This is a genomic window from uncultured Limosilactobacillus sp. (genome assembly GCF_934202705.1).
In the GTDB taxonomy this organism is placed as follows: Bacteria; Bacillota; Bacilli; order Lactobacillales; family Lactobacillaceae; genus Limosilactobacillus.
In genome coordinates, this window is sequence record NZ_CAKPYE010000005.1 from 60,018 (window position 1) to 79,355 (window position 19,338).

General features: G+C 38.1%; 20 protein-coding genes and 3 tRNA genes. 3 read left to right on the plus strand and 20 right to left on the minus strand.

Translation table 11 applies throughout. From position 1 onward, the window contains the following. Positions 1-8 precede the first annotated feature (8 nt). Both rsmH and mraZ read right to left on the minus strand, forming a co-directional pair. Positions 9-950, minus strand: coding sequence for a 16S rRNA (cytosine(1402)-N(4))-methyltransferase RsmH (gene rsmH, locus Q0C76_RS04295; protein ID WP_295730167.1), 942 nt, complete (start codon positions 948-950; stop codon positions 9-11). Positions 951-968: 18 nt separating this feature from the next. After that, a complete protein-coding gene (gene mraZ, locus Q0C76_RS04300) occupies positions 969-1,397 on the minus strand; it encodes a division/cell wall cluster transcriptional repressor MraZ (RefSeq protein ID WP_295730170.1) in 429 nt (142 codons plus the stop codon). 633 nt (positions 1,398-2,030) lie between these two features. On the opposite strand from mraZ, the gene Q0C76_RS04305 reads away from it, so the two are divergent. Beyond that, on the plus strand, positions 2,031-2,150 hold the full coding sequence (locus Q0C76_RS04305; protein WP_081443408.1) for a DUF4044 domain-containing protein: 120 nt from the start codon (positions 2,031-2,033) through the stop codon (positions 2,148-2,150). A 41-nt stretch (positions 2,151-2,191) separates the two neighbouring features. Here the strand turns inward: Q0C76_RS04305 and Q0C76_RS04310 are convergent, their stop codons facing one another. The 3 genes from Q0C76_RS04310 to Q0C76_RS04320 form a co-directional block, all read right to left on the minus strand. After that, on the minus strand, positions 2,192-4,489 hold the full coding sequence (locus Q0C76_RS04310) for a DNA translocase FtsK (RefSeq protein WP_295730173.1): 2,298 nt from the start codon (positions 4,487-4,489) through the stop codon (positions 2,192-2,194). 13 nt (positions 4,490-4,502) lie between these two features. Continuing rightward, positions 4,503-5,012, minus strand: a complete 510-nt coding sequence (locus Q0C76_RS04315) for a tRNA (cytidine(34)-2'-O)-methyltransferase (protein ID WP_295730175.1) — start codon at positions 5,010-5,012, stop codon at positions 4,503-4,505. 169 nt (positions 5,013-5,181) lie between these two features. Beyond that, a complete protein-coding gene (locus tag Q0C76_RS04320) occupies positions 5,182-6,036 on the minus strand; it encodes a methyltransferase domain-containing protein (protein WP_295730177.1) in 855 nt (284 codons plus the stop codon). A 98-nt stretch (positions 6,037-6,134) separates the two neighbouring features. Here Q0C76_RS04320 and Q0C76_RS04325 point away from each other — a divergent pair, with 98 nt between their 5' ends. Continuing rightward, positions 6,135-7,175: a lactonase family protein gene (locus Q0C76_RS04325; protein WP_295730180.1), complete on the plus strand. Its 1,041-nt coding sequence runs from the start codon at positions 6,135-6,137 to the stop codon at positions 7,173-7,175. Positions 7,176-7,249: 74 nt separating this feature from the next. Here Q0C76_RS04325 and Q0C76_RS04330 read toward each other — a convergent pair whose 3' ends face one another. From Q0C76_RS04330 to Q0C76_RS04350, 5 genes are all read right to left on the minus strand, one after another. Then, positions 7,250-8,137: an RluA family pseudouridine synthase gene (locus Q0C76_RS04330; protein WP_295730181.1), complete on the minus strand. Its 888-nt coding sequence runs from the start codon at positions 8,135-8,137 to the stop codon at positions 7,250-7,252. Continuing rightward, positions 8,138-8,944, minus strand: coding sequence for an NAD kinase (locus Q0C76_RS04335; protein WP_295730182.1), 807 nt, complete (start codon positions 8,942-8,944; stop codon positions 8,138-8,140). Positions 8,945-8,958: 14 nt separating this feature from the next. Further along, a complete protein-coding gene (locus tag Q0C76_RS04340; RefSeq protein ID WP_295730183.1) occupies positions 8,959-9,618 on the minus strand; it encodes a GTP pyrophosphokinase family protein in 660 nt (219 codons plus the stop codon). A gap of 28 nt (positions 9,619-9,646) precedes the next feature. Next, complete coding sequence (locus Q0C76_RS04345; RefSeq protein ID WP_295730184.1) at positions 9,647-10,699, minus strand: competence protein CoiA; 1,053 nt, start codon at positions 10,697-10,699, stop codon at positions 9,647-9,649. Between the two features lie 79 nt (positions 10,700-10,778). Beyond that, a complete protein-coding gene (locus Q0C76_RS04350) occupies positions 10,779-11,435 on the minus strand; it encodes an adaptor protein MecA (RefSeq protein ID WP_295730185.1) in 657 nt (218 codons plus the stop codon). Positions 11,436-11,580: 145 nt separating this feature from the next. Here Q0C76_RS04350 and Q0C76_RS04355 point away from each other — a divergent pair, with 145 nt between their 5' ends. Further along, a complete protein-coding gene (locus Q0C76_RS04355) occupies positions 11,581-12,078 on the plus strand; it encodes a hypothetical protein (protein WP_295730186.1) in 498 nt (165 codons plus the stop codon). 629 nt (positions 12,079-12,707) lie between these two features. Here the strand turns inward: Q0C76_RS04355 and Q0C76_RS04360 are convergent. From Q0C76_RS04360 to Q0C76_RS04405, 10 genes are all read right to left on the minus strand, one after another. Further along, a tRNA-Asp gene (locus Q0C76_RS04360) sits at positions 12,708-12,782 on the minus strand. 5 nt (positions 12,783-12,787) lie between these two features. Continuing rightward, positions 12,788-12,861, minus strand: a tRNA-Met gene (locus tag Q0C76_RS04365). An 11-nt stretch (positions 12,862-12,872) separates the two neighbouring features. Then, a tRNA-Glu gene (locus Q0C76_RS04370) sits at positions 12,873-12,945 on the minus strand. 196 nt (positions 12,946-13,141) lie between these two features. Beyond that, positions 13,142-13,903, minus strand: coding sequence for a Fic family protein (locus Q0C76_RS04375; protein WP_295730187.1), 762 nt, complete (start codon positions 13,901-13,903; stop codon positions 13,142-13,144). Positions 13,904-13,941: 38 nt separating this feature from the next. After that, a complete protein-coding gene (locus tag Q0C76_RS04380) occupies positions 13,942-14,601 on the minus strand; it encodes a CPBP family intramembrane glutamic endopeptidase (RefSeq protein ID WP_295730188.1) in 660 nt (219 codons plus the stop codon). Positions 14,602-14,613: 12 nt separating this feature from the next. Further along, entirely contained in the window at positions 14,614-15,261 is a 648-nt protein-coding gene (locus Q0C76_RS04385) for a hypothetical protein (protein ID WP_295730190.1), read from the minus strand. After that, on the minus strand, positions 15,261-15,857 hold the full coding sequence (locus tag Q0C76_RS04390; RefSeq protein WP_295730191.1) for a hypothetical protein: 597 nt from the start codon (positions 15,855-15,857) through the stop codon (positions 15,261-15,263). The genes Q0C76_RS04385 and Q0C76_RS04390 overlap by 1 nt, the downstream gene beginning before the upstream one ends. After that, complete coding sequence (locus Q0C76_RS04395; RefSeq protein WP_295730192.1) at positions 15,857-17,134, minus strand: phage tail tip lysozyme; 1,278 nt, start codon at positions 17,132-17,134, stop codon at positions 15,857-15,859. The genes Q0C76_RS04390 and Q0C76_RS04395 overlap by 1 nt, the downstream gene beginning before the upstream one ends. 14 nt (positions 17,135-17,148) lie before the next feature. Continuing rightward, on the minus strand, positions 17,149-17,406 hold the full coding sequence (locus tag Q0C76_RS04400; RefSeq protein WP_295730194.1) for a hypothetical protein: 258 nt from the start codon (positions 17,404-17,406) through the stop codon (positions 17,149-17,151). Next, positions 17,406-19,337 (minus strand): conjugal transfer protein, encoded by a 1,932-nt coding sequence (locus Q0C76_RS04405; RefSeq protein WP_295730195.1) that lies wholly within the window; start codon positions 19,335-19,337, stop codon positions 17,406-17,408. Before Q0C76_RS04405 ends, Q0C76_RS04400 begins: the two co-directional genes overlap by 1 nt. Between the last annotated feature and the right edge of the window lies 1 nt (position 19,338).

Here is a 19,338-nt window from a genome sequence, read left to right on the forward strand (position 1 = left end):
CCTTCAATTTACTTAATTTTTTCAATCACTCGTAAATGTGCACTATGTGCACGGTGGTTATTTGCTAATTCTTGCTTTGATGGTTCGATTGCCTTTCTATTTACCAACTTAAAATTTGGTTGTTGTTCTTTCGGAATCACTGGCAAACCTGCAGGAACATCTTTCACCGTTGTTTGTTCCCGAAACATGTTCTTAACCAGTCGATCCTCCAAAGATTGGAAGGTAATCACACTAATTCGTCCGCCAACGTTTAATAATTCAAACGCTTGCTCTAAAGATGTTTCTAAAACTCCTAATTCATCATTGACTGCAATTCGAATGGCCTGAAAGGTTTTCTTTGCCGGATGTCCCCCGTGGCGTCGAGCTCGTGCCGGAATTGCTTCCTTAATGATATCGACCAGTTCAAATGTCGTGCTAATTGGCTTTTCCCGACGATGGCGTTCAATTGCTCGAGCAATTGACTTGGCAAATTTTTCTTCGCCATAGCGGTACAAAACTTTCACTAGTTTCTCATATGACCAATCATTAACCACTTCATACGCAGATAGCGACTGTTCCTGGTTCATCCGCATATCCAGCTTAGCATTATGCTGGTAACTGAACCCCCGCTGACCATCATCAAATTGTGGTGATGAAACACCAAGATCATAAATAAGCCCATCAACTTTAGTCACACCATGATCAGCAAGCTCTTTTTTTAAATTTTTAAAATTATCTTTGATGAAAGTTACTTGGTCAGTTGCAAGATAATCTGCTAAATGCTCCTGATTATATTCAATCGCTGTCCGATCTTGATCAAACGCATACAGATGACCACTCTGTAATTCTGATAAAATCAACCCGCTATGACCACCGCCACCAAGCGTAGCATCCACATAGATCCCATTAGGCTTGATATCTAACCCATCAACCGCCTCGTGGAGGAGCACTGTAACATGATCAAATTCCATCTTACTGAACTTCCTCCTTTAAAAATCAAAATCAATATTTTCAGCAACTTGATCAAAATCTGCTGCAGCTTGATCACTATATTGTTGCCAAGCATCTTCATCCCAAATTTCAAAGTGAGATGAAACCCCGACCACAACACATTTTTTACTAATATTAGCGTAATTGATGAGGGTTTTGGATAGGTGGACCCGTCCTTGGCGATCAAACTCACATTCAATGGCCGCTGAATAAATTAACCGAACAAATTGTCGAACATTTTTCTTGGTCATTGGCAATTTTTCCAGTTGCTGCTTTAATTGGTCCCACTCTGTCAATGAGTAACCGGATAGACATTTATCCATTCCACGTGTAATTACAAATCGTTCGCCAAGCTGAGAACGAAACTTAGCGGGGATGATTAGTCGACCCTTGTTATCAATTGAGTGATTAAATTCACCCATAAACATGACTAATCCCCCCTTTGCTAATTACAAATTTTAGTTTACCACAATCCCCCACTATCCACCACATTCATCCCCAAATTCCCCAACTTTATCAAAAAAAGGCGTCATCCAAACAAGGATGACGCCCTAAAACGCTGGTAATATAGCTTTCTATGGTGTGGGAAGCTGATAACAAAAAATTGATATTACATATGAAATAACCATCAATAGACAACCTAAATTCCAAAAATGAGGCCAAAAAATGCGATATAAAAACTCATGATTAGTTAACAATTGCTTCCCCACTAACCCAATTCCTAACAGAGCAACGATCATTAATGGATAAGCAATATAGTAATAGCCTAAATTCCACCACGTGAGCGAAAACATGATAATCATCCAGATACTAGGATGGTGCACTCGCATTTTTTGTAATTTTTTAGTATTAACAAAAACTATGAAAAACATTTTTTCGACAAACCAGTAACAAATAATAATCAACATTTCAACCAGAATTCGCTGATAATTCAATTTTGTGATTTCCTTCCCTTTACAAATTACTTCATAATACTACCATATCTTTCTATGAAAATTTGAAATTCATCGACAGATTGATTAAACTAAAACCTAACATCAATTAAATAGGGAATGAATAGAATGCAAAAAAAGAAAAAATCAACTTTTCAAAAAATCACAATGGTGGCAGTTTGGTTAATGTTAATTGCCATGCTTGGGTCGTTAATTTTAGGAGCTGTAGCTTCATTAAATTTAATTTAGATCATTAAAATGCGCGTTTCGCTAGAACGCGCATTTTTTCTTTATCGATCTGTTTTTTGTTTATATACTTGACGTGGCTTGGACCCATTAGCCGGTCCAATATAACCCCGCTGTTCTAAATCATCGATAATTCGTGCAGCACGATTATATCCAATTCGAAATCTTCTTTGAATTAACGAAGTCGACGCCTTTTGCTGGTCAATAACAAAATCTAATGCTTCTGGAAACAACTCATCTTGCTCTGCAGTTTCTTCCTCTTGCTGAATTTCCTCGTCACTAACTACCATTTTTTCATCATAATCTGCTGGCTGTTCATCTTTAATAAATTCCACAACACTTTCAACATCTTTATCAGAAATAAATGCTCCTTGAACTCGCGTTGGCTTGTTTTGATCAATTGGCTCAAATAACATATCACCGCGCCCAAGTAATTTTTCTGCACCATTAGTATCAATAATTGTTCGCGAATCAACACCACTCGAAACAGCAAAAGCAATTCTCGATGGTACATTGGCCTTAATCAAACCAGTAATGACATCAACTGATGGTCGTTGAGTTGCTAGAATCATGTGAATACCGGCTGCCCGCCCCATTTGAGCGATACGCACAATTGAATCTTCAACCTCTTTTGAAACGGTCATCATTAGGTCAGCCAGTTCATCAACAATCACCAAAATCAATGGCAGGTATGGATGATTTTCATCCTGGTGTTGGCTATTTTTCAATTGCTCATTATATCCATTAATATTCCGAATTCCAAAACTTGCAAATAATTCATAACGTCGTTCCATTTCAGCTACAACCTTCGCTAAAGCACGGGCAGCTTTTTTGGGATCTGATACAACTGGTGATAATAAGTGAGGGATGCCATTATAAACACTTAATTCAACTTTTTTAGGGTCGATCATCAGCATCTTGACTTGATGAGGCTTTGCTTTCAGTAAAATACTAGTAATGATGACGTTAATAGCAACTGATTTACCACTACCAGTAGCTCCCGCAATTAACAAATGTGGCATTTTCGTTAAGTCCGCAGTCATTACATCGCCGGTCACTGTTCTACCAAGTGGAACTTCCAATGGCTTTTCTGGATGGCTAGGTACTGCTTCAATCATGTTACGAAAACCAACGGTTGCGACCTTTTTATTTGGCACTTCGATACCAATTAAGGATTTTCCAGGAATCGGTGCTTCAATCCGAATATCTTTGGCTGCCAAGGCAAGTGCTAAATCATCCGCTAGATGAGTAATTCGACTGACCTTTACGCCAACCGCTGGACGTAGTTCATATTTAGTCACTGATGGTCCTAAATTGACATTCTCAACCGTAGCTTCAACCCCGAATGATTTGAGTGTCGACTGCAGTTTAGCAGTATTTTTCTTAATCGAATTTAAATCAGCACTCTGATCGGTTGCGTTGACTTTGGTTAACAATGAAGTTGGCGGTAAACGATAATTTTCGTCCTCAGTTTCTGATGCCTCCGCAAAGTCTCCCACAGGACTATGAGACTCAACACCTGACTTCTGCACTTCTCCATTAGTTTGGATATCCAAAGTAGGTTCCTTTTTAGAAACAATCGGTTGTGACGCGACCGTAATTTTAGGTTCATTGACGATTTCACGTTTTTCTTCAGTACGTTTAAAATCAGCTTTAGCAACCACTGGTTGTTTTTTACCAGTCTGCGGTTGGACATTAGCTTGTCGTTCGTTTCTTTTTTGATTGTATAGTCTAATTTGTTTACCTAATCGCATTAATCCGTGATGAATTGCAACAATTAATTGGTGCCACGGCAATTTGAAAAAAATAATTACACCAATAATCATCATAATAATCGCCAAAGCAATTGAGCCAGCTGAACTGAGTAAAACATAACTAGCCGTGTATAAAAGTGCTCCCATCATGCCACCGCCAACTGGTATCGTACTATCTGAATTCACGATACTCTGACCGATATTATTCCAGGTGATTTCAAAAAAGTGTCCATGTTGGTTCAGTTTCTGAAACATTAATGCTTGGAGCATAAGCAATAGTCCACAATAAAAAATAAGCATGCCCCAAACCCAGTTTTTCCGAAAATGAACTAGTTGGTTATAGACTACTAGCCCCAGTGAGTAAAGAATCACGATCAACATTAATAATAGGTAACTTTGGCCAACCAGCATCTTATACAGTCCCAATATTAGAGAACCTAATGCTCCCAATTGAAACATCCCGGTTAATGTCAAAAGAATCATCAAGACCCCCGAAAGGCTACCCACTAGTGAAGCATTTTTGCTACGTCGCGTTGTTTGCGATCGTTTTTTCCGTGTCCCTGGTTTCGTTGATCTTTTTCTCGCCATTGTCCATCTTCCTTTATTTTAATTTATCAAACGGATATTTATGCGTTTTCGCTAAATTTGGAAATCCTTGTTGTCGTAACGCTTCATAAATAACGATGGCAGCACTGTTTGAAAGATTCAGAGCTCGAATATTTTGATCATTTTGTGGAATCCGAATGGCTAATTCTGGATAACGACGCATAAACGGTTCGGGGAGCCCTGTCGTTTCCTTGCCAAACAGGAAGTAATGATCACCAGCTTCAGTATAATTAACATCTGTATAATCACGTGTGGCAAACTTAGAAACTAAATATAAATGGTTTAAATCAGGAACTGACGCCATGAACGCCAAAAGATCATCATGATAGACAACCTTAACCTTGTCCCAATAGTCCAAACCAGCTCGTCGCATATGTTTATCATCAGTGGAAAAGCCCAGCGGTTTTATTAAATGTAAGACAGTATTCGTACCAGCACATGTCCGTGCAATATTACCCGTATTTGCTGGAAATAACGGTTCAAATAATACAATATGATTTGTCATAAAATTCCTCTTTTTGCAAAATAAAAAAGCAGGGTCTCGGTGTGGGCACGGCGAAACGCTGCTTTAATGAAGTACACCTTAGCAAGTACCAACGAACTCACACGATCGATGTCGCTTGCTAAACGATTTCTAAAAAGTATTATATCATAAAAAAGTCATAGAGCAACCATTATTTCTGCTTACCAATTAGCAATTCAACGTCAACAGTAACAGTTGTTAACTGGGCTATTTCATTAATTGTTAATTGTCGTGCTTCCTTGCCCCAATGAAGCGGCGACATTTGAACCATTGCTGCTCTCAACCTGTTTGGTACTTCAAACTGATAATGAACCTGTTTAATCTGAGTTGGATTAAAACTTTTTGCAAACCGTTTTTTCACTGCGGTATTATCATATTGTTGGTGCTTGTCTTTCGTTGAATACAGCAGTTGACGAAGTTCCTTCAGATATTTACTGTTTGGGATTACCTTAACGATTTTACCGCCTGGCTGCAAGACTCGATGAAATTCTTGATAATCTGATGGCGAAAATAACTCAATAATCGAAGTAAATGAGTTATCTCGAAATGGCAATTGTCGTAAATCTGCTAAGCAGAAAAATAATTGATCGCTTAACTGGGTTGCTAACTGAACTCCAGGACGTGAAATATCAAAACCAACATATGCATTATCTTTTGAATGCCGTCGCTGTTGTAATTGAAAAAGTGGTGTTCCTTCACCACTTCCCACATCTAAAATCGTTTGCGGTGTGCTGCCCAATTCTTCATCAATTGCATCGATAATTCCTTTGAATAATCCCGCTGACAATAATTGCCGTCTTGCCACCAGAATATCACGATCATACTCTGTTTTAACTCCCTTCTGTAAAAAATAAACATAACCATGTTTGTTAATATTCAACTGATGATGGTTAACACACCCTAATTGTTGATCCTTAATTTCGATAAATGGTGCCTGGCACACCGGACATCTCAACATTGCTAAGTGGTTATTTAACCACTTAATTGTTTTCTCAATTTTCTTCATTTTATTTTCCTCTGATTAATAGTTTAACATATCACAAGTACTGGTAGAACCTCATTAGACCTGTTATGATAAGGTTAATTTATTTAGGAGGCGTTCTCATGTCAGAAGACTTTTTGATTGGTACTTATACAAAAAAAGATAGTAAAGGAATGTATGCCATTACATTAGATTCTACCCAAGAAAAACTGATCAATAATCGAGTAATTGTTGAATCTGAAAAACCTGCCTATTTACAAGTTGGGCCAAATCATTTGGTTTTTGCAATTCGTCAGGAAGGTGAGCTCGGCGGTGTTGCTTCTTATCGAATTGAAAATGGTGTTGCAACACTTGTAGATAAGTCGCTATCTGCTGGTTCTCCACCTGCTTATGTTGGAATCGATCCCAAACGTCACTTTATGTTTACTGCTAACTATCACAAAGCTGTAGTTAATGTTTACAAAGTCAGTTCAGATGGGACATTTAATCAAACGGATTCAATTAAACATGAAGGCGCCCACGGTCCAGAACCCGAACAAGCTGATGGACCACATCCCCACTTTACTGATTTAACACCGGACGGTCGTTTAGCTGTTTGTGACTTAGGAATGGATCTTTTAGTCATTTATAACGTCAGTGATGACGGTAAGTTAACTGCAGTCAATCAATTTAAGTTTGAACCCGGTTTTGGAACCCGTCACCTTGTCTTCGCTCCCAATGGTCAATACGTGTACGTTCTAGGTGAACTTAGCAGTAAGCTGGCAGTTTTAAAGTACAATGCTGCTTCTGCATCACTTGATCACATTCAAACGATTAAAACTATTCCTGAAGATTGGAATTCCCATAATGGTGCAGCCGCTATTCATATGACGTCTGATGGCAAGTTTGTTTACACGTCAAATCGTGGTGAAAATACCATCGCAGTTTTCGCTGTTCAACCGGATCATACGGTTAAGCATGTTCAATCAATCTCTTCAGAAGGAGATTTCCCACGAGACTTCGAGCTTAGTTCTGATGAAACCTTCCTAGTCGCTTCCAATCAAAATAGTGACAATCTTACCCTTTATCGACGGAATCCAGAAAATGGACTACTGACAATGATTCAAAAAGATGTCGTTAGTCCAGAACCGGTTTGTGTTAAAAAATGGAATGGTCAAAAATAATCCAGTCATTTCATATTAATTAAAAAATACGAGTTCACTCTAATTAAGAGAGTGAATTCGTATTTTTTAATTCATCATAATTGTTTAATTAATTTCTGCATATCATTAGGTAACATTGCCTGACACACAATTTGCTGTTTTTTAAACGGACTGTAAAAACTAATCTCCTGACAATGAAGTGCCTGACGCGTAATTACACTATCTTGACCTCCATACATATCATCACCAACTAAAGGATGACCCAGGAAACTAAAATGAACACGAATCTGATGAGTTCTTCCAGTATGAAGACGAATTCGCACCTTTGTCATCTTTTCTCCAACGACTTCTGTCCAATATTCCGTAACCGACTCCTTCCCATCTGAACAAACCTGACGTTGAACAAATGATTCAGGATTACGACCGATTGGTGCATAAATATAACCGTGTGTCGTGCTAAGTCGCCCCTCAACTATTGCTGTATAGTACTTCTTAACTTGATGGTGTTTTAATTGGCGGTCTAATACTGCATGAGCAAATCGGTGTTTTGGAAAAATAACTAAGCCACTAGTATCTTTGTCGAGACGGGTTGCAACGTGAGTCACTTGATTAGGATAATGATTCACTTGGTAATAATTTTTGACTCTGTTCACAAGACTGTCCTGCACAGTAACATTATGCGCTGGCACAGTTGCAACACCTGCATCTTTATTGATAATTAAAAAGTCATCATCTTCATAAGCCACCATAAATGGACCAGGAAATGGAGTGATTCGCGGATTAGCCGGTTCATTGGGTAAATCAATCGCAACTTTTTGTCCAGGAGAAACTTGATCAACTGCCCAAGCTGGCCGTCCATCAATTTTCAAAGCACCACCATGGAAAATTGCAACTTTTAGTAACGAGCTCGTCACCCCAAAGGATTTCAACACACTACGTAATCGACGCTCTTGTGAGCCTTGATATTGCCATTGAAAGATCATCTACAGGTCACCAATAAATGATTCACGAACCCGCTGCCAAAAATTAGTGTGACGATATTTAGCAAAACGAATTTTCTTTCTAGAGACTTCAAAAATTAACTCAACCAAATGGTGACTGTGGTTACCAAGAACCCACTTTTCACGATCACAAGTCAAAACAACACTTGACTCATCTTTAAGGCGTAACGTTAGAATATTATCAGCACCAAAAATAGTTGGTGAACCTAGTGTTCTAAAAACCCGATTATTAAGTGATGCCATTTCAGCTAATTGAAAACCGATAATATGCGGATCCATTACAGCTCCACCTACCGCCTTATTGTATGCCGTTGATCCAGTTGGCGTCGAAATACAAAGCCCATCACCCCGAAAACGTTCAAATAATTCGTGATTAATATAAACATCACAAACCATTGTTTTAGTGATGTTTTTTATAGTACTCTCATTTAAACAAGTCTTTTTCATAACCTGACCATCAGAAAACTTAGCAGTCATTTCAACAAGTGGATAGCTGACTGATTGACCAGCACCATCCTTTAAACTCTCAATTAGGTCATGGACTTCAAAGTTTCGCCAATCCGTATAAAAACCTAGATGTCCAGTATGAATACCAATAAACCTAATCGTATCCAGCTGATCCTCGTATTTATTAAATGCTGAAAGCAGAGTACCATCACCACCGATTGTAATAACGATATCTGGTCGCTGTTCATCGTAATCAATTTTATATTCGTCCAATCCCTTGATGATCAAATCACGCAAACGTAAGGATTCTGGCGAAGAATAAGTATAAATTGCTACCTTCATATAATCACCAATTACTATTTATTATCTTCAGGAATTTTTTTCTGGGACCAATCAGAATTTTTATTGTAAGAAAACAAATTTTGTGCTTCTTGAATTTCCTCACGAATTTCTGACATTTCATTATCCAATTTAAACGCCGCTTCTGCAGCACTCTTCAGCCTTGCAGACAAATCACTAGGAAAAGCCCCTTGATACTTATAATTAAGCGAATGTTCAATTGTTGCCCAAAAATTCATTGCTAACGTCCGAATTTGAATTTCGGCCAAAATTTTCTTTTCACCAGTAATTAATTGAACAGGATATTCAACGACAATATGATAGGAACGATAACCACTGGGCTTAACATTACTAATGTAATCACGCTCTTCCAAAATATTCATATCACTACGTTCTCGTAGTAGATCTACCACTTCATAAATATCTTCAACGAATTGACACATAATGCGGACCCCCGCAATATCCTGCATGTCTTGTTCTAGACGTTCTTCTGAAACATGACGTCGAACCATCTTTTCTTTGATACTATCGACAGGTTTTACACGGCCTGTGACGAATTCAATGGGTGAGTGCTGTGCCTGATCTTGGTATTGTTTTCGCATCCCACGAAGCTTAACTTTTAACTCATTCACGGCTTGCTGATAAGGTAACAAGAAGTGTTGCCAATCTTCAACCATTCCTCTTTCCCCCTTCATTCATACCACATTATTTTATCATACGTTGGAATAATCTGCCTGTTTTAGAAGCTAGTTGCTTAATTTCAGTGTTCTTTTCTGTAATATTATTGTACCAAATGGGGCAACTGCAATAGTGTACCATTAGATTATTAATTTGAATTATCCCTGCCATTACTAATGCCTCTTGCCAGTCAAGAATAACTCGGTAACGAAGTTGCTCAATCATTCGTTCATCTAAACATGGGAATTCTAGCCAATCTGCAGAAAAAAATAACCATTGTTGCCAAGTCCCTAATGAAAGGCTTTTTCCTATTGGCCATTTTTCCATAATAAGCAGTGTGCGAATTCGCCACTCAATTACTGGTGTGACCATTACTGGCCATCGCTTAATTAGATCATGAACGAACAATGGGCAGCAACCAACTAAATGCCCATTTTGGTAGCAAAAATTAGTCAATGGATTAGTTATGAATCGGTTACTTTGTAAACGATTGGTTTGCTTCAAAATTCTTTCTGCTTTAGAGCCAATATTTGCCCTAAAGGAACTTGTTGCAAAATTTGAACGATATATAATTCGTTGAGACTTTGAGTCCCAAAAATAAAGGCATACCTGGTTTTGATATCGTTGTGTAAATTGGGCAACTTTTCTAGCGTGAAGATGCCGACAATATCGATGACCCAAAATCCATTTAACGCAAATTCCTTGAGAATCATAACCTTGATTTCGTTGTTTCATTTGGTCAATGGTCAGTGGGCTGCACTGATACTCTACCGCAATTTGTTTCTGTTTCACTTCTATCAAAATATCTGGCCGTTGATGAATGTTAGGTAAATAAACCTCTAGTTTAGGATGCCACCCTTGCGAAAGCGCCCACTGAAAAATTTGCTGTTTTCCTAATTGATGAGGAGTTGACTCACCACATAATTTTGATGACCTCTGTAAATGGCCAAAATATTTCTTCCCCAAACACGAAGTTTTAATTACAAGCTTTTGACCACAGGTTGGGCAAACATACTTTTCACTTTTTAACGCTTGATTAATCTGGATAAGTTGACCTTGCGGACTCATTCCAATTTGCATTTTTCTTTTCCTCCTCCCTTGTTAGTTACGGGAAGGGGCTTCATTATTATGAAAAAACCTCAGCCAGAGGCTGAAGCTTTTAATTAAAATAATATTTAGTTGTGTCCAATGCGGATTGCCGCATGATTAGTTTTCCATGTTCTTGAAGTAAAGAGGGTGCAAAATCAACTATCTGGCCGTATTCACTAGCGATTGCTTGATAATTCAGCATTGTTTCTTTAGCTAAATCAACATTATCTAAGTTCTTGATCACTAAGTAGAACTTCTTATGATAATGATAGAGATCAGAGGACAAATTATCCTCATTAAGAACGTTAGCCAATTCAATTATATTTTCAAAATCCGCAAATTTTACTACAAAAGTATCTGAAACAACCGCCTTTTCATCATTATTAATCGATGTATTGCGATTATTTGAATAATTCCGTTGATCATGGCCCCGTAACTGATCAGCAATCAATTTAGAAACTTGATTCATTCCGGAATTGGTACCCTTATTCACATTTTTAGAAATGATTAATTCTAAACCATTTTTAATTGGGAGCGCCTGAAAAGTCACAGAATCATTCCTTTGGAATTGATGCTCCGTGTCAACTTCTTCTAGAATACTATAAAAAAAATCTTCAATTTGTTTTTGGTTTCCAATCAAATCAAGCATCGAAATTCCACGAGCTTCTAAATCATCCTGGTTAATAATTACTTGTATCGTATTTTCATCTAGTTGACGCTTTTCCATAATTACACCTCCCATCATCCTCGACTTATAATAAACTAATTTTACCTTTTCTACCAGCTTAGTCAAGCTACCATAATATTCATCAATCATATTTTAAATCAATAACCAATTTAGTGTATAATAAACCAGTAAAGGAGTGAATGGAATGATCAAAGTAATTAACTACGCTTTAGGCTCCAAATCATACTTTGACGATGAAATTAAAGCCAATCCTAACCGTCGTTTAGTAATGGCGGAAAACTTAACGACAGAAGATAATTATATTTTAATGGATCTTTCAGATCAACCAAGCATTTTTGGAATGTCCATTAAGCTAAAAACCACACATCATGTAGGAAATGAGTCCTTTGATGGATATTTATTCTTACAAGCATTTGATTTACCAAAAGAAACCCGTGAGATGCTTAGGGAAGTTGGTCCTAAGGTATTAGATGAAACCTATGAAAAATTTGCCGATAAAATAAATTGTGGTTACTTTGCAACCCGAATGGATCACCCACAAACTTTGGTAATGTTAACAATTTGGCAATCCGAAGAAGACATGAAAGATTGGTTGGGTAGTTCTACCTACAATAAATTAAAAGATTATACCAATCAACAGCTTCGCAATTTTACAGAAGTTTTTAAGACAGTTGAAGAATAAAGAAGCAGTCTAAAGACCGCTTCTTTTTTTATTAATGTTAAATCCACTTTATACTAATCTAGTATTATATATACAGGTTCTACGATATTCAGTACTGAAAGATACTTTTTATCCGTCAGTACTGTTTTTATATTACGATTAACAATAAAAAACGAACAATTAACCCTTTGTCACCAAACCGTGTTAATTGTCCTCAAGAAAGACACTTAATCCTCATGTGTAATAATATCAGTTTTTTATCACGAATCATTGACCCTTACTTAAAATTTAACAAACCGGCCACCACGGAAGAAAATGGCCAGAAGATCATCCACCTTTTACAGTCATTTTCAATGCATTACCTGGTTTGCAGCCAGTTAATGCAACACAATAGCAGACTCCGGAGGAGACCTGTAAAAATTAAGGACTTTTCGATTGCCAATCAACCAACGATCTTAAGTATCATTAAACAACAATATCTTTGTAGGCCTTTGGCATCCTGCCCAAATCTAGTCACGCGCACGGCCTCGGCTCAAGGCATTAAGAAAGGCTGTCGAATTGCGAGCACCGTTAAACAACACATTCTCAGTGCTGATTGACAAAGAGCCCATATACAAAAAAGCATCCCCAACCAGGAATGCTTTGATTAACGGTCCGTACGAGACTCGAACTCGTGATCTCATCCGTGACAGGGATGCGTCCTAAACCAACTAGACCAACGGACCATAAATTGCGGGGGCTGGATTTGAACCAACGACCTCCGGGTTATGAGCCCGACGAGCTACCAGACTGCTCTACCCCGCGATAATAAAAAGTGACCCGTGCGGGATTTGAACCCACGTTACCAGCGTGAAAGGCTGGTGTCTTAACCAACTTGACCAACGGGTCATAAACTCACTCCAAGTGAGCATAAACGGAGAAGGAGGGACACAGGAACATTGATTTGCCAAAGCTAGTATAAAGTCAAAGCACCAAAAACGCACCATTAACCTTCTCCATAACAGTGAAAAGGACACACAGGAATGTGAACCCTTAATCAACGTTTATTAATATACCAGAGATTTTGAACAAATGCAACTTATTTTTATATCTCTCTCCCCTTTTTTCTAAAAAGTGGTTTTACTCGGGTAGTTTTTAACTTATCAATATCTGTTTTACTAAGATCAACATTATGACTAAATCCTAAATTCGAACTTGGTAATAAACTATCCATGTACTTTAAAAGAGATTTTTCTCGGTTTGAATCTTGTGCTTTATAATACCGCATAAGATTAATTGTAAAGTCGGCCCGATCTAGATCATTCAAAGGTAAAAGCAAATAGTCTTCATCTTTCCAAGTATCTAGAGCAGCGTTTGCTGCAATTAACGCTGTCCGTTTATTACCATCTTGAAAAGGCTGTAATCTTGATAAGTCTGCAAACACTCTTAAAGCATCCAGTTTTGACTGATCAGACGAATTAAACTGATCAACAATTAATTGTAAATCTTGTTTTGTTACTACTTCTGGAGGAATATAGTAATCATTGCCCTGCTGATCAACTAATACTGAAATATTATCATCGGTATTGTACATTGTATTTCTAAGATGGCCTGGTAAATCTGGATCTTCTTCTGCACTATGGTTGAAAGACTTATTGACGTTAATAATTCCGTCAACTGAAAATCCAGCCTTCTGAATTGCTTTGATTCCTGATAAAGCATCTTTGAAGATACCCATATCGCTTGGTTTATTTAAAACTCGCAAATCTCCAGAATCCAAAGCTTTTTTTGTTTGTGCAACTGTACTACCATAACTATTCAAGCTACCAAATGAAGCAATAAATTCGGCCAATCTAGAATTATCCATTTTGTCTCACCATCCTACGTTTTACTGCTACTACCATTTTACAACAGTAAACAAATGATTGTCGCTAAATTAAATGTAAGATGTGTAATCATACTTACCCGGATATCTTTGTAGTGGTGGTAAATCACCTGTAGTAAAACACTGATCATGATGTACTCAAACACCGTTGAGTCGCTGTGTACCATTGCAAATATAAAACCGACACATACAGCGGCAAGAGTAAACCTAGTTTTAGAATTAAAAGAAGCAGCATGAATATCAAACCAAGGTTTTATTCGTTCATACATAGATTGGCGAAATACCAATTCCTCTAACAATGGAGCAACAAAAACCACATAGATAATAAATGCTGGTAACTGTTTAACCAGACTTAAAATATTAGTTGTGTTTAGGGAACGGATTGATACATGATGAAGAATTAACACAAGGAGAATACTTCCCATTTCAATTCCAACACCAATTAACCCCCAAAGGATACCCATTCCGACTGTCCTACAGGATATCTTTGTAAAAAGTTTCTTCCTATTAATATAGCCTAAAATAATCAGTAGCAAAGTATATGCAATGCTCATAATGTAACTGGTCACTTTACCTAAGGGCAAGGCTAGTCCTGAACAGAGAAAGAAAATACTTAAATAACTAATCATAACTAACCAATCATATTGTCGTTGGGTAATTCTCGCTTTTCTAAATTTCATAAACCTGTCTCCTTAATTATCAGAAGAGGTAACTTCTAAATTAGCAACCCGTTGGACACTAGTCAGTTTCTTTTGTTTTGTATCGTATTTAACTGTATAAACATCGGTTATTACTCCAGGATCATTATCTCCTGTCCAATTATCAAAGGTAACTAACACATTCCCGGTAATTGAACCATCGTCATTTAACTGACTACTAGTTACCGTGGCACTACCAAATTTTGAATGGATATGACTAGCTTTGAAAATATCATTACCGGTATTATCTTTACCTGAATTGAAAAGATTTTTATTGCTTAACACATCAGCAGAAACGTAGGGCGCCACCAATCGACTTCGCTTTTGCCAAGTCTGCAAATTATCAAAGGTCATCACTGTCTTAAAAAACTTATGGCTTACTTGATTCAACTGTTGCTGAGCTGCTGTTTGTTTAGCATTAGCCTGCACAGTTGGATTATTACTTTTTAATTTAGCAATTGTTTGTTGTTTTTTCAGAGAACGCTTATCTGCAGCTAACGTCTTTTTCTTTTGCTGAAAAACAACCAGATTATGCTTTACTTGTCGGTTAATGGATTGTTGCTTATAGAAATTAACACCGCATAATATCACACCAACAACCATGATAACCACTGCACTAACTGTTGATAATCGTTTATTCATTATTGATCACCCCCTGAAGTAACGGTTGTTGGGGTCTTTTTGAGCATTCCTTTGACACTGATTCCGGTATTCAGCTTTTGTCGTTGTCCATTGTAAGAGGCAGTAATTATATAATACTTTGCGGTATTATCTTGCTGGGTATATTGGGTAACGATTGTAACAGGAATCTTAGAAATATCATTAGTATCACCAAAGCTAACTGACACATTATCATTTTGCTTAGCTAAATACTTATTTTCATTTCGAGAAATAGTTTGCTTGACTAATTTATTCACATTACTTTTTGAGCCCAGATCACCGATTAATTTATTTTGGTTATTTTTCAAGTCGTCGGCGGAATGAATTCCACCCATTGCCAAACCTACTCCTTCGGCTAACTGTTGATTAGCTTTACTTTCAATCTGCTGTAAATTATATTGTTGACTATTATCTAGAATTGATGCGGGGTCAGTTGCTTTCACATCAGCAATCTGTCGATTAACTCTAGTAATCGCTTGTTGAGACATATTCAATACCCCTTTTGAAGGGATTGTAATAATTCCACAAGCCATAATTACCGCTGCTGTACTCCACAGAATTAAATTATTCTTTTCCATTACTTATTGCCACCATCCTTAATGGGACGAGCTAATAACCGAGGTTCACTCGTCATTGAACCAAATTCTTGTTTGAAGGTTCCTTCTGAAACATGATCATCAGAAGAGTTTTCATTAATCACTTTTGTTGCATCGCCATGCCAAGGTTCTTCAATAATTGCCGTGTGTCCACCATCACCAGAAGAGTTTGGCCCACCGACAATTACCACATCACCGGCTTTAGAATCACTATCGCTTACTTCTTGAAGCCAATTATGTGCACCAGTAGCATCCTGCCACATTGACCCAGTAAACCAGCCACCACTAGGAACTTTATATCCGGCTAGGTAACAAGATAACCAAACAAATCCTGAACAGTCTGTGACTCCGTCTTTCCTTACACTAGAGACATCTTTTGAAGATTTGTCAGACATAACATGATCCAAGATTGGCCGTACTTGACCGTAGTGAAAATAGCCAAGTAACTTCTTAGCGATTGAAATAATATCGCTGTCACCACCACTGTCGGTATTAGTAGCACACTTATTCTCACTAGATTCTTCGGCAGAAGCTCCGGCTGTTGCGCCAGACATTGCGTTACCAAGTAAACTATCATCTGCAGATAAGTTTTCACCACCAAATACTTTATAGGCTGTTTCAGCATATCCTTGTCGTTTACCTTCAGTACCGTCTGGATCATGAGTCCACCCCTGACCGGCTTCAAGACCTGAAATGTAGAAACGACTAGCGGCTTCCTTAGGATCAGTCAAATGACCAAATAGCTTTAAAGAATTATCTTTATACTTACCAGAAGCCCACATGGCTGGATTCCGCATATCGTTCTCAATCATACGGATTTGAAGTTCAAGCGAATTCTCATCCATTCCCTGTTGTTGAGCAAAATTCCGTAAAGCTGTTCGACGATTGCCTGTCCACTGCATCAATCCATGGCCACCATCGCCAGAACCATTTTCTGCTTTCAAGTTAAAGCCACCAGATTCATGTGCAATGTTACCCATTACACCGGCATCAGCCGCCCCATCAATTCCTAGATCCTTATGTAATCGATCCCAAATCTGCTTAGCGATTTTATAAGACTCAGTCCCAGGCTTCGTCCAATCACCATTCGCCATACCCGCAGTTGCAATATCAGACGACTCGTTTTGTTGATTTGGTGAACAACTATTCTCCGAATAGAAAAACATGAAAATAGCTAATAACATCACACCCAATACTGATAGCACGCCGCCACTAACTAGAGCAAACTTTAGTGAGTGCTTTTTTATCCATTGTCCCATCTACACTCACCTTCTTACTGTAAATATGAATACAGCTTAAAAAGTGCAGTTAGCACCACGAGGATCCCTATTAGAAAGAAGAAGAATTTATTCTGATCTGAAGAATGATCTTTAATTGGTTCTCCGTTAATTAATTGTTCTTTCCGCTGGTTAATCTTCTGTTTTTCGGCGCTTTGGATTTGTCGGTAACTGTTAATAGGATGACGTAGGTAATGAAGCCGTTGATGTTTATTCGAATTGTTAGCGTGAGTGGATTGTCGGTTAATTGCCATTAGATACCACCCCCGTAACGTCGTTCCTCTTCCTTCGTAATTTCAACCTTAAATTGAATATTACGATCACCCTGAATCATCATGAGACATTCAGTTTTCTCTAATTTGGGGAGACTTTGTAACTCATCAGCCGTTGTTGAATTACCCAACGCCAGCCTTAAACGTGGTAAATCATCATCACTGATTTGAAAGAAAAAGCGAATTTGAAAAAGACTAAACATTTTCTGAACGGCTAAGATATATGGATCATGGGAATTTCCATTCATAATCAGATCTTTAATTGTTGGCGCCGCCATAGTGATGGCGCAGAAATTTTTCCGCATCTGTTCCATCATAGAAGCAAGAAACTCTACACCAAATGCGAATCGGGGATTAACAATGTTTTCCACTTCATCCAGGTTAATGTAGTACCAAGGAATCGAATTACGATCTAAACGTCCTTCCTTCAGAAGTCGTCGTAATTTCAGCCCGTTCTTAATTACTTCCGCAGACAACAAGGTGAATACAGAATAAATTTGAGCATTGAATACGCCATCACCTTGTGCTTTAAGCCCTTGAATATTAAACGTAACCACTTGTTCTTGGGATAAATCGGGAAAACGAGTAATGCCTTCAAACATATCGGCTTTCGTTTCTTCGATTCCGGAGAATGTTCGAGTAATTCGGCTCATGGAGTGTTCAGTGGCATTCGTAATATGAATCTTAGGATCACGTTCGGCCTTTCGTTTTCTTTCGTTAGCATAGGTAACAAAATCCTGCAGTGTTGGGTACCAATCGTGCGGCCGTCCAGTAATTTTAATGTCCTTCATTGTTTGTTGTGGATTCTTCGTCCATAAACCTTCTGTAATATAGAAATCATTCAACCACTGGCCAAGTAGTTCCATGTCATCACTGGTGACATCTTCATTTAGAAATTTAAAGAAGTTCTTGAGTTTGGTAATATGTTGGGCAAATGAACCAATCTCATCAGTAGAACCGTCAGTATCTTTAACCACGGTGGCAAACACTTCGAACGGGTTGATCATAAATTCGGGTTTATCTAATCGAATCGTAACCCCACCCTGATCTTTAGTCTGGTCAGTATATTCAGAAGACACGTCAAAGTTTCGGATAAAAGCGCCCCGACTAAAGACATCGTCATTCATCTTCTTCAGTAAGGTGGATTTACCCATTCCAGCATTTCCAGTTACAAAGAAGAATGACCGGGTACGACGGCGATCACGTAAGAAAGGATCAAACATTATCGGGCCAGAAGTTCGAGTATATCCATAGTACGATCCATTCGGGTCATCTAGCTTCACGTGATTAAAAGGATAGGACCCCGATAGCGAATAAGCACTAATTGGCGTTCCAATTGGCTTGTTTAATAAATCTTCTTCACTCATCGTCGGTACAAAAATACTGCCAAACTCATCAAGTTGTTCATCAGAATACCGAGCCATATTAAACTCACCATTATTTCGAATAATTTCCGTGCAGCGTTTTTCCAATTTGTCTAAAGTTGGCGCATACACAAAAATACGACAATAGAACCGTTTCATAATTTCGTTTCTCTGTTGCATTGCCGCAATCAATTGCATTTGATCGTAATAAGCATTTCCAGCTTCCACATTATCCATTTCCTTCTGCTTCCCGGAAATTTGTGTCTTCTTTTCGGTAGCGGAACGGGAAAGCTCCTTTAAGATAGCTTGTCGATCTTCAGTTCCCAAACTAAGAACCGCCATTGTAGAGTCGTTATTAGTTAAAGGCACGCCCCAAAAAGCTCCCAGTCCATGGGCCGGATACCGATACACTCGCAAGCAGGTTACATATCCATCACCCATTTGTAAGTAACGGGCATGACGCTTTAGATTTCCTTGTGGTTGTACCCTTGCTAAGAAATCAAGATCATAGCCTGCTTGCTGAAGTCTTAAAACTTGTCGTTTACGCACA

Excerpts from the sequence above, each read along its gene's own strand:
- rsmH (WP_295730167.1), bottom strand. The coding sequence starts at position 950 with ATGGAATTTGATCATGTTACAGTGCTCCTCCACGAGGCGGTTGATGGG.
- mraZ (WP_295730170.1), bottom strand. The coding sequence starts at position 1,397 with ATGTTTATGGGTGAATTTAATCACTCAATTGATAACAAGGGTCGACTA.
- Q0C76_RS04305 (WP_081443408.1), top strand. The coding sequence starts at position 2,031 with ATGCAAAAAAAGAAAAAATCAACTTTTCAAAAAATCACAATGGTGGCA.
- Q0C76_RS04310 (WP_295730173.1), bottom strand. The coding sequence starts at position 4,489 with ATGGCGAGAAAAAGATCAACGAAACCAGGGACACGGAAAAAACGATCG.
- Q0C76_RS04315 (WP_295730175.1), bottom strand. The coding sequence starts at position 5,012 with ATGACAAATCATATTGTATTATTTGAACCGTTATTTCCAGCAAATACG.
- Q0C76_RS04320 (WP_295730177.1), bottom strand. The coding sequence starts at position 6,036 with ATGAAGAAAATTGAGAAAACAATTAAGTGGTTAAATAACCACTTAGCA.
- Q0C76_RS04325 (WP_295730180.1), top strand. The coding sequence starts at position 6,135 with ATGTCAGAAGACTTTTTGATTGGTACTTATACAAAAAAAGATAGTAAA.
- Q0C76_RS04330 (WP_295730181.1), bottom strand. The coding sequence starts at position 8,137 with ATGATCTTTCAATGGCAATATCAAGGCTCACAAGAGCGTCGATTACGT.
- Q0C76_RS04335 (WP_295730182.1), bottom strand. The coding sequence starts at position 8,944 with ATGAAGGTAGCAATTTATACTTATTCTTCGCCAGAATCCTTACGTTTG.
- Q0C76_RS04340 (WP_295730183.1), bottom strand. The coding sequence starts at position 9,618 with ATGGTTGAAGATTGGCAACACTTCTTGTTACCTTATCAGCAAGCCGTG.
- Q0C76_RS04345 (WP_295730184.1), bottom strand. The coding sequence starts at position 10,699 with ATGCAAATTGGAATGAGTCCGCAAGGTCAACTTATCCAGATTAATCAA.
- Q0C76_RS04350 (WP_295730185.1), bottom strand. The coding sequence starts at position 11,435 with ATGGAAAAGCGTCAACTAGATGAAAATACGATACAAGTAATTATTAAC.
- Q0C76_RS04355 (WP_295730186.1), top strand. The coding sequence starts at position 11,581 with ATGATCAAAGTAATTAACTACGCTTTAGGCTCCAAATCATACTTTGAC.
- Q0C76_RS04375 (WP_295730187.1), bottom strand. The coding sequence starts at position 13,903 with ATGGATAATTCTAGATTGGCCGAATTTATTGCTTCATTTGGTAGCTTG.
- Q0C76_RS04380 (WP_295730188.1), bottom strand. The coding sequence starts at position 14,601 with ATGAAATTTAGAAAAGCGAGAATTACCCAACGACAATATGATTGGTTA.
- Q0C76_RS04385 (WP_295730190.1), bottom strand. The coding sequence starts at position 15,261 with ATGAATAAACGATTATCAACAGTTAGTGCAGTGGTTATCATGGTTGTT.
- Q0C76_RS04390 (WP_295730191.1), bottom strand. The coding sequence starts at position 15,857 with ATGGAAAAGAATAATTTAATTCTGTGGAGTACAGCAGCGGTAATTATG.
- Q0C76_RS04395 (WP_295730192.1), bottom strand. The coding sequence starts at position 17,134 with ATGGGACAATGGATAAAAAAGCACTCACTAAAGTTTGCTCTAGTTAGT.
- Q0C76_RS04400 (WP_295730194.1), bottom strand. The coding sequence starts at position 17,406 with ATGGCAATTAACCGACAATCCACTCACGCTAACAATTCGAATAAACAT.